Origin of the sequence: Streptomyces sp. NBC_00654, from assembly GCF_026341775.1 — a bacterium.
Taxonomy (GTDB): Bacteria; Actinomycetota; Actinomycetes; order Streptomycetales; family Streptomycetaceae; genus Streptomyces.
In genome coordinates, this window is sequence record NZ_JAPEOB010000004.1 from 271,533 (window position 1) to 282,753 (window position 11,221).

An 11,221-nucleotide genomic window follows, 5' to 3' on the forward strand; every position below is an offset into this window, starting at 1 on the left:
ATCGAGGCCTCCTTCGCCCACCGTCCGAGGTCGCGAAGGCCACCGTCGATTAGGTCGCCCAGGGTGATTGCGAAGTCGCCTGATTCCGTATCGCTATGACCGGCGGCAGCCGAGGAGCAGACGTGAACATCAGGGCAGGGACATTTGCGCATGTCGCTCCCTCTGCGCCTGCCTGTGAAAATCCCACAACATCGGTATTCAACGGAAACTCTTGAGGTTGGAGCACCTTCCTGTGGCTCCTGGATGGAGTCTGTGAAGGTGTGTGTGCGGTTTGCCTTCACGGAGAAAATTCTGAGTCTGCACCATCGACACCGATCGGATGAGTAGTGGCAACGATGAGTTCTGTACCGCACCGCAACGGTTTCGAAAAGGAAGAGATACGGAGAGGGAGGGTTCACATGGAAACGGCGAGCCTTGACGTAGTTTCTCTCCCTGTCGTCGAAATCGAGTTGTCCCGCCTGACTTCCGTATCCTCGCCTCGAACCTCAGGTGAGGATACGGAGCACGTCGAGACACTGTTGTCGATTGAGGGAGAGCTCCCGCCTATTCTCGTTCACCGACCAACGATGCGGGTGGTTGATGGCCTGCACCGGTTGAAGGCGGCACGACTCAGAGGCGATACGAAAATCGCGGCAAGATTCGTCGATGGCACCGAATCGGACGCCTTCGTCCTGGCCGTCGAGGCGAACATACGGCATGGTTTGCCTCTCTCTCTCGCTGATCGCAAGCGTGCGGCTGTCCACATCATCGGGACGCATCCGCAGTGGTCCGATCGGCGGGTGGCCTCGGCGACCGGCATCTCGGCCTGCACGGTGGCCGACCTGCGTAGGCGCGGCGGAGACAGTGGAGCCGAGGCAAGGATCGGGCGGGATGGGCGCGTCCGTCCGGCCGACGGTTCGGGGCGGAGGACACTCGCTGCCGAGCTCATCCGCAGTGATCCGGACCTTTCGCTCCGGCAGGTCGCCAAGCAGGTCGGCATCTCACCGGAGACGGTCCGGGATGTGCGGGGTCGGCTGGAGCGCGGTGAGAGCCCGGTCCCGGACGGGAGCGTGAGGTTACGTGCCGAGTCGCATCCACTGCATCCCACGGAGCCGGGCTTCGGCCGCGCTGTGGACCGAGATCGTCTCGCGATGCTGGAGCGCCTCAAGGCCGATCCGTCGTTGCGGCTGAACGAGACTGGCCGAATTCTGTTGCGCATGCTCGCCATGCACTCCATCGACGGGCAGGAGTGGGAAAGGATCTTGCATCGTGTCCCGCCGCATCTGTACAGCGTGATCGCCGAGTTTGCCAGGGAGCACGCCCGGGTCTGGACCGGGTTCGCGGATCGCCTGGAGAACAGGGTGGCCAGTCTGGCCGCAGAATGATCGCGCTCGGCAGCGTTTCGCCGCAGGCGGCGCCTCTCAATATGTGGCCGGTTCACGCGCGCAGGCACCCAGCCCGTACTCGCTGGAAGCCTTGACGAACACCACGTCTCCCGGCGCGATCAGCTCGGTGGCCACCCTGACTGTCCCGGCCGCGTCCTCGACCGTGTGCACCGCGACCTCCGCGTCGGAGGCCTCCTGTGCCCTGGTCCGTGGATCGCCTTCGCCGGCTGCGATCAGCACGTTGCTCCCGAGTTCGGCCACCAGTCGGCCCACTTGCTCGTGCCGGGGCCGCGAGGCGTCGGCCTGCACCTGCCCCTGTCAACGAGCTTGCGGAGCATCGCGGATCTCCTGGGTCGCTGGAGGCAAGTCAGCGTCCGGGGTGGTACTCGAAATGCCACCACTCGTTGTCGTAGATGCGGTAGAGGTCGAAGCGGGCACCGTGTTCCTCGAGCCAGCGCGCGCCTTCGTACGGGCGCACATCCAGCGCGGTGCCCTTGACGTGCCTGGATTCCGCCGGTGGCAGCACGAGCATCCGGGCCGCGGCCACTGAGCCGACGCGGCGCACCTCCTGGTCGAACAACCGTTGCTGGACGAGGGGATCGCGGTATCCCGAGGTGAGGCCGATGAGTTGCCCGTGGCGCCAGAGAGCCCCGGCGCGTGCGGCGGTGAACGCCGCCCTGGCACCGTCGGTGAGCCCGGTGAGATCCTCGGCAGGAAAACGGATCCCCAACGCCCAGTCGCAGGCCAGTTCACGGGCGCGGCCGGGCTTGCGGACGAACGCAGCCGGGAGCAGGAGCACGGCGAGCACCACCGCAAGTACGGCGAACAGCCGGTCACGGGGCCGAGGCGGGATAATGTGTGGTTCGTTCATACCTCCATTCGAGGGGGCATGACGTTGTCAGCCCGTATCCAGTTTTCGATATGCCGGCGATATGCACCGGCTCGTAGCATGAGGCCATGCGAGTTTTAGTCGTTGAGGACGAGCCATACATGGCAGAGGCCATCCGCGATGGGCTGCGCCTGGAGGCGATCGCGGCCGACATCGCCGGGGACGGTGATACCGCCCTGGAACTGCTGAGCATCAACACTTACGCCATCGCCGTCCTCGATCGGGACATCCCCGGACCTACCGGTGACGAGATCGCCCAACGCATCGTCGCCTCCGGCAGCGGCATGCCGATCCTCATGCTGACCGCTGCCGACCGGCTCGACGACAAGGCCAGCGGGTTCGAGCTCGGCGCTGACGACTACCTCACCAAGCCCTTCGAACTCCGAGAACTCGTGCTCAGGCTCAGAGCACTCGACCGCAGGAGCGCCCACAACAGACCACCTGTGCGAGAGATCGCAGGCTTGCGTGTGGATCCGTTCCGCCGCGAGGTCTACCGCGAAGGCCGCTACATCGCGCTCACCAGGAAGCAGTTCGCTACGCTCGAAGTCCTCGTCGCTGCCGAGGGCGGTGTCATCAGCGCAGAAGAGTTGCTGGAGCGAGCGTGGGACGGGAACGCAGATCCGTTCACCAACGCGGTGCGCATCACGGTCTCGGCCTTGCGCAAACGCCTCGGCGAGCCCTGGCTGATCACCACCGTGGCCGGGGTCGGTTACCGCATCGACACAGGACCGAACGCCGATCACCAGGAAGCGGAGCGTGGATAGGCGTCAAGGGCTGAGTGTCCGCCTCAAGCTCACCCTCAGCTACGCCGCATTCCTCGAGATCGCCGGCGCCCTGCTGCTCGCCGCCGTGTGGATGTTTCTTCTGCGAGGAAGGTCGGACAGCCTGAGCGTCCCTGATCGGACCGACTTCCTACGCGTCTTCGACCCGAGCAATTTTGGACCGGTCGTCTTCATCCCGGCGGGAATCCTAGTTTTGGCGTTCCTGCTGATGTTCGGTCTCGTGGGCGGGTGGATTCTGGCCGGCCGGATGCTCACCCCGCTGATTCGCATTACCGACGCCACACGCAAGGTGGCGAACAATGGACCGCTCTCCCACCGGATCCGCCTACCGGGTCGCCGAGATGAGTTCCGCGAACTCGCCGACTCCTTCGACGTCATGCTCGCGCAGCTCGAAGCCCACGTCGCCGAACAGCAGCGATTCGCGGCCAACGCCTCTCATGAACTGCGCACTCCGCTGGCGGTCACTCAGGCGCTTCTCGACGTGGCCCGCAACGATCCGAACCGCGACACCGGCGAGCTTGTCGAGCGCCTCCGCGTGATCAACACCCGGGCCATCGACCTCACTGAAGCATTGCTCCTGCTCAGCCGCGCCAACCAGCGGTCATTCACCAGGAAACACGTCGACCTGTCCCTCATGGCGGAAGAAGCCACGGAAACGCTCCTCCCTCTGGCGGAAAAGCATGGCATCACCATCGAAACCACCGGCGACATGAGCATCACCATCGGCTCTCAGGCGCTCCTGCTGCAGATGACCACGAACCTGCTGCACAACGCGATCGGCCACAACCTGCCTGAACAGGGCGTCGTATGGGTGAATACCAGCGTCCACCCCAACTCTGTTGTGCTCGTTGTCGAGAACACCGGCGAGAACCTCACCCCAGAGCTGGCGTCGAAGCTCACCGAGCCATTCCAGCGCGGCACCGAACGCTTGCACTCCGACCACGCAGGTGTCGGCCTCGGCCTGGCAATCGTCAAAAGCATCACCCGAGCACACGACGGAACCCTCACCCTCACCCCCCGCCCCGCCGGCGGGCTCCGCGTCACGGTGCGACTGCCCGCCGCGTCAGCGCACACACAAACGGATGGCGATCAGGCCTGACGAAGGTCCGGATCGCAGAGGGCTGTCGTCGTGCGCCCGCCAGGGATTACGGGACAGCCCTTAGCCCGTTGTCCGCCAGCTGACAGCGGTCACGAACCGAGGAAGATCGGACTTGACGTCCACTGACATCAAGCCGACATCGTGTCCGGAGCCAGCCCGCGGTGGCTCAGCACCCGGCGCTCCAGCGGGCCGAAGACGCCCACGTCGATCGCGGTGCCCAGCGCCAGGATCAGTACCACCGCGGCCAGTACGAGGCTGAAGTCATGCTGGTTGCGGCCCTCGTCGAGCATGCGGCCGATCCCGGGCAGCTGGGTCGAGGTGATCAGTTCGGCGGTCATCAGCGCACGCCAGCCGAAGGTCCACCCCTGCTTCAATGCCACGACGCAGCCGGGCAGGGCGGCAGGCAGCAGGATATGGGTCGCGGTGGCGCGCCCGGTGGCGCCCATCGTGCGCGCGGCGCGGAGCAGTTGTGGTGGGATCTGCCGCACGGCCGACAGTATGCCGACGGCGATCGAAGGTACGGCGCCCAGGAGCACTACCGCGTACACCGCAGACTCGGACTCTCCCAGCGCTATCACGGCGACCGGCACCAGCGCCGCTGCGGGGAGCGACTGCAGGGCTCCGAGGACCGGGCCGACCGTGGTGCGCAGTGGTCCGACACGCGCCAGCAGCAATCCAAGCAGGGTGCCGATCACCGCCGACGCCATGAAACCGAACAAGCAGCGCGCCAGGCTATGGCCGAGAGCGGGCAGCAGCGTGCCTGCTCTCCAGGCGGCGCCGAGGTCGTCAGCCACCTCGGCCGGCGCCGGAAGGGTGTCGGAGAAGCCGAGAAGGCAGGCCGCCTGCCAGAGCGCCAGGACCAGGGTGACGGCCAGCAGCGGTGGCGCGGCCTGGGCAGCGGTGCGACGGGGCCACCTCCGTGCCGCGGGCACCCGCTGCGCCTCCAGGGTGTCGAGGCCCGCCGCGAAGGCAGTGGATTCAGGTGCGGGCATGGCGGATGATCTCCTGGTGCAGGCTTGCGGTGATCTCCCGGGTCAGGGTGGTGACGTCGGCGTCCTCGATCCGGCGCGGATGCGGGATGTCCACTTCCCAGGAGCGGGCGATACGACCGGGGCGAGAAGAGAGCAGGATCACCCGCCCGCCGAGACGCACCGCTTCGCGGACGTTGTGCGTAACGAACAGCACCGTGAGCTTCCGTTCCTCCCAGATGCGGGTCAGCTCCCCGTGCAGCAGGTCGCGGGTGATGGCATCGAGGGCGGCGAACGGCTCGTCCATGAGCAGCACCCTGCTTTCCTGGGCCAGGGCGCGGGCCAGAGCGACGCGTTGGCGCATACCGCCGGAGAGCTGGTGAATCGGCTTGTCGTAGGCCTCCGAGAGGTGGACCATCCGCAGCAGCTCGGCCGCCCGGGTGCGCCACGCACTGCGATCCACACCGGCGAAGCGCAAGGCGAGTTCGACGTTGCGCCCGGCGGTCAGCCAGGGGAACAGCGCGTGGTCCTGGAACATCAGCGCGGGACGGCCGGGCGCGAGCACCGTGCCGTGCGTGGGCAGCTCGAGGCCGGCCACCAGGTTCAGCAGCGTTGACTTCCCGCAGCCCGAGGCACCGAGCAAGCAGGTGAACTCGCCCGGCGCCAGGTGCAGATCGATGTTCTGGAGGACCGGGCTGTCGTCGTAGACCTTCGACACCTGCTCCAGGTGGACCTCCGCCGACGTCACCGCCTCCACCCGAGGGAGTGGGCCGCCATGCCGGCAGTGAGCGTGGCGCCGTCGGCCGGATCCATCAGGATGAACGATCCGGTGCGGCGGGAAACGGCGTAGTCATCCATGGGGACCGGCTCCGCGGTGCGGAGCACCACTTCACCGATGTCGTTGACCAGGAGTCGCTCCGGGTGCGGATGCTGGGACAGGTCGTCCAGGTTGAGCCGGGAGTCGATGGCCTTGACCTTGGCGGCGACCGTACGCGTGCCGTGTCGCAGCAGCACTCGGTCGCCTGCGGTGAGCGGCGTGTCCGTGAGGTGGCACACCGTGGCGGTGATCTCGTTGGTCAGCGTGGGCAGCTGGTCGGACGGGGCAATCACGTCGCCACGGGAGGCGTCCAGGTCGTCTGCGAGGCGCATCGAAATCGACTGCGGAGCCCAGGCGATCTCGGCGGCCTTGCCGAGGATGTCGATCGCGGCGATCGTGGTGGTGCGTCCCGACGGCAGAACGGTGACCTGCTGGCCGACGTGGAAGAGACCGGATGCGATCTTTCCGGCGTAGCCGCGGTAGTCCGGGTGCTCCGCGGTCTGCGGCCGGATGACGTACTGGACGGGGAAACGGGCCACTCGACGGCTCGGGTCGTGGTCGATACGCACGGACTCCAGGTGCTCCAGCACGGTGGGACCGGCGAACCAGCTCATCCGGGCGCTGGGCTCGACGACGTTGTCGCCATTGAGTGCGGAGATGGGGATGGCCGTCACCGCGGGCACACCTAAGCGGGTGGCGTAGTCGACGAAGTCCGCGGCGACCGAAGCGAAGACACCCTCGTCGTACCCGACCAGGTCCATCTTGTTGACGGCGAGGGCCACATGCGGGACGCGCAACAGGCCGGCGATGGCGGCGTGCCGACGGGTCTGCTCCACCACGCCGGTACGGGCGTCGATCAGGATGATCGCGAGTTCGGCCGTGGAGGCGCCGGTGACCATGTTGCGGGTGTACTGCACGTGGCCGGGGGTGTCCGCCAGGATGAAGCGCCGGACAGCGGTGGCGAAGTAGCGGTAGGCGACATCGATGGTGATGCCCTGTTCGCGCTCGGCGCGCAGGCCGTCCGTGAGCAGCGCCAGGTCCAGGCCCTGCTTACCGCGACTCATCGAGGCGCGCTCGATGGCGTGGAGCTGGTCGGCGAGGACCGACTTGGAATCGTGCAGCAGCCGACCGACCAGAGTGGACTTGCCGTCGTCCACGCTTCCGGCGGTGACCAGGCGCAGAAGTGAGATGCTGTTCATGGGTTAGAAGTAGCCTTCGCGTTTGCGATCTTCCATCGCAGTCTCCGAGAGGCGATCGTCGGCGCGAGTGGCTCCGCGCTCGGTCAGCCGGGAGGCGGCGATCTCGGTCACGATCTTTTCGACGGTGTCGGCACAGGAGTCGACGGCACCGGTGCAGGACATGTCGCCGACAGTGCGATAGCGGACGAGGCGGGTCTCGGCGGTCTCGCCGCGCTTCGGGCCGCCCCAGTCGCCGGCGGCCAGCCACATGTCGTCGCGGCGGAACACCTCACGCTTGTGCGCGTAATAGATCGACGGGAGTTCGATCTCCTCACGGGCGATGTACTGCCAGATGTCCAGCTCGGTGAAGTTGGACAGCGGGAAGACCCGGACATGTTCGCCGGGAGCGTGCCGGCCGTTGTACAGGTGCCACAGCTCCGGACGCTGCCGACGTGGGTCCCAGCCGCCGAACTCGTCACGCAGGCTGAACACCCGCTCCTTCGCACGGGCCTTCTCCTCGTCCCGTCGCCCGCCGCCGAAGACGGCGTCGAACCGCGCGGTCTCGATGGCGTGCAGAAGTGGCACCGTCTGCAGCGGGTTGCGGGTGCCGTCCGGGCGCTCGCGCAGCCTGCCGCTGTCGATGAATTCCTGCACCGAAGCGACGTGCAGGCGCAGGCTGTGCTCAGCGACCACTCGGTCGCGATACCCCAGCACCTCCGGGAAGTTGTGCCCGGTGTCCACGTGAAGGAGCGCGAACGGCAGCGGGGCAGGGGCGAAGGCCTTCAGCGCCAGGTGCAGCATGACGATGGAGTCCTTGCCGCCGGAGAACAGCATCACCGGCCGTTGGAACTCTCCCGCCACCTCCCGGAAGACGTGCACTGCCTCCGACTCCAGGACATCGAGGTGCTCCAGGTCGAACTCGTCACTCATGCCAGACCCCGTTCCACCAGATCCGCGTGCACCGCAGCCGCTGATGCTGTCACCGACCGTTCGCTCGTATCCAGGCGCACTTCCGGCGCGTCCGGCGTCTCGTACGGGTCGTCGATGCCGGTCAGGCCCGTCAGCCGACCGGCCGCCTGCCGGGCGTACAGTCCCTTGACATCCCGGGCCGAGCACACCTCCACCGGCGTCGCCACATGCACCTCGACGTACGGCGTGCCCGCCGCGACATGCCGCATGCGCACCGCTTCACGGGCTTCGGCATACGGGGCGATCACCGGTACCACCACGATCACGCCGTGGGATGCCAGGAGTGCGGCGACGAAGCCGATGCGGCGCACATTCGCATCGCGGTCGGCGCGGGAGAAGCCCAGGTCAGCTGTCAGGTAGGTGCGCAGTTCGTCGCCGTCCAGGATCTGAACCCGGCGTCCCTTCGCACGCAGCAGTTCGGCGAGCGCGTGGGCAATCGTGGTCTTGCCCGCACTGGGCAGACCGGTCAGCCATACGGTGACACCGTGGTCGAGCGCGGCGGTGCGAGTTCGTCGTTCAGTATCGGGCATTGTGGCTCCCAGGGGTGGCACGGTCATGCGCGCATCCGGCAATCGGACCTGCCTCCAGGGCGGAGGGTCGGTGAACAGGGCTCCCACTGCAGCCGTACGGTTCCCGGGCGTGTACGTCGTGCGGGCGGTCTGCAGTGTGGCGGCCCGGTCGGCGCGCAGCCCTTCGTCGGTCAAGAGCCAACTCATAGCGGCTCGGTGAGCCGTCGAGCAGGCTGTCCTTGTCGTCGGTGCGGAAATTGGCCTGGTCGGCCCGGCCTGCCAATCGAAGGCGATGCCCGGCAGGCATGCGCCATCATCTCAATCACCACTGTCGGCAGACCCTTGAAGCGCGAACAGAGCATATACATCGACGCCTCGTTGAGCTCCGCGTCCAGGCGCGAGGTCAAGTCGCCGCGGCAGGCGCGGTGTTGCGGCGCAGCGATACCGCTTGACCCTGTTGACGCACCGTTCGACGGTGTTGCGCTGCTTGGATGCCTGGCGGTCGAAAGGTGGGGTGGCCTGTCACCCTCGCTGCCGCGGCGGCCGTGCGGCCCAGATGCCGGCAGATGTGTCCAAGTACCAGAATTCTTCAGTTGGACTCACTGCTCACTCGTGGACATCGACTTGATTCAGCACGATTGGGATTCGCTGACTTCGTGAGTCGTATGAGAGGGGCACGTGAGTCTTGACGGCATGCGGCCGCCGGGCTTGCCGTGCTGGGCGCGGGGTTGTCGCCGGTGTCCGCCTGCATCTGCTGCACGTTGAGAGTCTGCCGTACGGTGCGCCTCAGAGTGGCGTGAATTTTTTGGATATGGATCGGTCCAGAGACCAGGAATCCGGAGCACCCGTGCAGCGTGAACGACCACGCGCCCGGCCGGTTATGAGCGCCGGATCAACGGTGTCGGAAAAATAGCGAGGAGTGGATACACAATGCCAGAGAACGGACTGTTCACCTCCACCGTGGCGCTGTCCGCACAACCCGACCGGATGTGCGTAAAGGCGGGTGCAGTCAACGGGGAGGAAGGATTTCCACTCTCCCTGGACATGCTGCTCATCCTGGATATCATGCTCCACGAGCATGATCTCGCAGCGGCGGAAGCCCAGTTCACCGCAGTGCGGAAAGCCCCGCTGGCGGCCGACGCGCAAGCCGCTGTGGATGAGCTCAGCTACAGTGGGAACACCTGCTCGATACACGCCCGGCGTGGAACTTTAACCGTGCGCGATGATCGGAAGATGGTCCGGGCAGCGGACCTGACCGCACAGAGCCGTTCGACCCGGCAGGTGCTGCGGGCCCTGGGAATGCGGCGAAACCTGAGCCACGATCCAGAAACCCCGAATTTTCGCGAACTCTTCACGGAACTGCAGGAACGTGGCCTCCTGGTACCGTCGATTGGCGAGATCGAATGGGGCCAGCTGCGCAGGCTGACACCGATCTGCCCGGACTTCGGAATATCCCGGGGCACCCCAATCGACCGTCACTACCTGAACCAGTTCATCGCGGAAATCCGTGATCTCGTTCAGGGAGATGTCGTGGAGATCGGCGGAAACGACGGCAACAAGGACGTCTACGGTTTCACCCGCACTTCGGGATACCGCGGTCTGGACATCAATGATGCCCCGGGAGTCTCTCTGGTCGGCGACGCGGCGGATCCAGGAATCATCCCGGCGGACTCCCTCGACACCATCATCGCCTTCAACGTTCTGGAGCACACCGCGCGCCCGTGGCAGGTCGTCGACAACATGCGGCAATGGCTGCGAAAGGGCGGAACAGCGTACTGCATGGTTCCCAGCGCCCAACGACTGCACGGCGCGCCCGAGGACTACTGGCGGCCACTCCCAGCAGCGTTGCGGGAGATGTTCGGCGCCTGGTCCGAACAGACCGTGTACCAGTACGGCAATCCGCTGAGTGTCATCGCGTCGCTCATGGGTATCGCAGCCGAGGAACTCGACGCCCTGGAATTGAGCACATACCACCCGGACTATCCTGTGGCCAGTTGCATCGTCGCAAGGAAGTAAGGTCCGGGGCGGGCCGGCGTCATCCTGCCCAGTGTCGGCCTTCGCGGCGCTCGGCGGGGACACCGGCCGAGCGTCGCTGTCGCGTGTTGCCAAGGGCTGTCCCGTAATCCCTGACGCCGCGCGCCCGCCAGGGATTACGGGCCAGCCCTTGGGTCACCTCGCACTCGATGAATCCCGCTTCCGCCACTGCACCGTGTATGCCCGATTCCCGAAGAGCTGTTCCATGGCCGCCTGCCCCTGGACCAGCCGCCGTCGCCGCCAACTGCCGTGACGGAACACAGCTCAGGCCCCCCATCGCGTCCATGAACCGGGTGGCCGCCACGGGGTCCGGCAGAGGGTCTCGAACGGGCAGAAACCGACGAAGGTGTAGCAGTCCGGGTCGACCGGTTCGGCCTTGGGCGGCATGACCCTCGGGATCAGGACCAGGGCTTGTTCCGGGCTGCCAGCACGAAGGTGAATGCCGGCCGCCCGGTGACTGCCTGCACATGCACCCCGTGCCGGCGGTGCGAGGGGGAGCAGTCCGCGCGTGAGTCCGCGGCCCGGTGCGCGTTCGCGCGCAGGTTCACGGCGGCAAGCCGACGAGCCCCGGGTCGAGAGGGTGATCGCGGTGGTCCCCCGTGCTGCGGCGGC

The 11,221-nt window shown here is 66.5% G+C and carries 11 protein-coding genes and 1 pseudogene; 4 read left to right on the forward strand and 8 right to left on the reverse strand.

All coding sequences use genetic code 11. From position 1 onward, the window contains the following. Positions 1–398: 398 nt before the first annotated feature. The gene (locus OHA98_RS39415; protein WP_266932973.1) at positions 399–1,364 is read left to right on the forward strand and encodes a ParB N-terminal domain-containing protein; all 966 of its coding nucleotides are present in this window, start codon (positions 399–401) and stop codon (positions 1,362–1,364) included. Positions 1,365–1,400: 36 nt separating this feature from the next. On the opposite strand, the gene OHA98_RS39420 is transcribed toward OHA98_RS39415, so the two are convergent. Together OHA98_RS39420 and vanY-N are read right to left on the reverse strand one after the other, a co-directional pair. Continuing rightward, positions 1,401–1,604: a hypothetical protein gene (locus OHA98_RS39420; protein WP_266932974.1), complete on the reverse strand. Its 204-nt coding sequence runs from the start codon at positions 1,602–1,604 to the stop codon at positions 1,401–1,403. Between the two features lie 127 nt (positions 1,605–1,731). Continuing rightward, the gene (vanY-N, locus tag OHA98_RS39425; RefSeq protein ID WP_266932975.1) at positions 1,732–2,235 is read right to left on the reverse strand and encodes a D,D-peptidase/D,D-carboxypeptidase VanY-N; all 504 of its coding nucleotides are present in this window, start codon (positions 2,233–2,235) and stop codon (positions 1,732–1,734) included. An 86-nt stretch (positions 2,236–2,321) separates the two neighbouring features. On the opposite strand from vanY-N, the gene OHA98_RS39430 reads away from it, so the two are divergent. Both OHA98_RS39430 and OHA98_RS39435 read left to right on the forward strand, forming a co-directional pair. Continuing rightward, positions 2,322–3,017: a response regulator transcription factor gene (locus OHA98_RS39430; protein ID WP_266932976.1), complete on the forward strand. Its 696-nt coding sequence runs from the start codon at positions 2,322–2,324 to the stop codon at positions 3,015–3,017. Beyond that, positions 3,010–4,134 (forward strand): HAMP domain-containing sensor histidine kinase, encoded by a 1,125-nt coding sequence (locus tag OHA98_RS39435; protein ID WP_266932977.1) that lies wholly within the window; start codon positions 3,010–3,012, stop codon positions 4,132–4,134. The genes OHA98_RS39430 and OHA98_RS39435 overlap by 8 nt, the downstream gene beginning before the upstream one ends. 128 nt (positions 4,135–4,262) lie before the next feature. Here OHA98_RS39435 and OHA98_RS39440 read toward each other — a convergent pair whose 3' ends face one another. From OHA98_RS39440 to OHA98_RS39465, 6 genes and pseudogenes are all read right to left on the reverse strand, one after another. Next, positions 4,263–5,126, reverse strand: a complete 864-nt coding sequence (locus tag OHA98_RS39440; RefSeq protein ID WP_266932978.1) for an ABC transporter permease — start codon at positions 5,124–5,126, stop codon at positions 4,263–4,265. Continuing rightward, a complete protein-coding gene (locus tag OHA98_RS39445; RefSeq protein WP_266932979.1) occupies positions 5,113–5,850 on the reverse strand; it encodes an ABC transporter ATP-binding protein in 738 nt (245 codons plus the stop codon). Before OHA98_RS39445 ends, OHA98_RS39440 begins: the two co-directional genes overlap by 14 nt. Continuing rightward, positions 5,847–7,118, reverse strand: a complete 1,272-nt coding sequence (locus OHA98_RS39450) for a sulfate adenylyltransferase subunit 1 (protein ID WP_266932980.1) — start codon at positions 7,116–7,118, stop codon at positions 5,847–5,849. The genes OHA98_RS39445 and OHA98_RS39450 overlap by 4 nt, the downstream gene beginning before the upstream one ends. Positions 7,119–7,121: 3 nt before the next feature. Next, the gene (gene cysD / locus OHA98_RS39455) at positions 7,122–8,027 is read right to left on the reverse strand and encodes a sulfate adenylyltransferase subunit CysD (protein ID WP_266932981.1); all 906 of its coding nucleotides are present in this window, start codon (positions 8,025–8,027) and stop codon (positions 7,122–7,124) included. Further along, the gene (gene cysC / locus OHA98_RS39460; RefSeq protein WP_266933041.1) at positions 8,024–8,596 is read right to left on the reverse strand and encodes an adenylyl-sulfate kinase; all 573 of its coding nucleotides are present in this window, start codon (positions 8,594–8,596) and stop codon (positions 8,024–8,026) included. Before cysC ends, cysD begins: the two co-directional genes overlap by 4 nt. A 405-nt stretch (positions 8,597–9,001) precedes the next feature. Beyond that, positions 9,002–9,117: pseudogene (locus tag OHA98_RS39465) on the reverse strand (IS5/IS1182 family transposase); the annotation flags it as partial. 388 nt (positions 9,118–9,505) lie between these two features. Between OHA98_RS39465 and OHA98_RS39470 the strand changes: the two are divergent. After that, positions 9,506–10,591 (forward strand): bifunctional 2-polyprenyl-6-hydroxyphenol methylase/3-demethylubiquinol 3-O-methyltransferase UbiG, encoded by a 1,086-nt coding sequence (locus OHA98_RS39470; RefSeq protein ID WP_266932982.1) that lies wholly within the window; start codon positions 9,506–9,508, stop codon positions 10,589–10,591. The last annotated feature ends 630 nt before the right edge of the window (positions 10,592–11,221 follow it).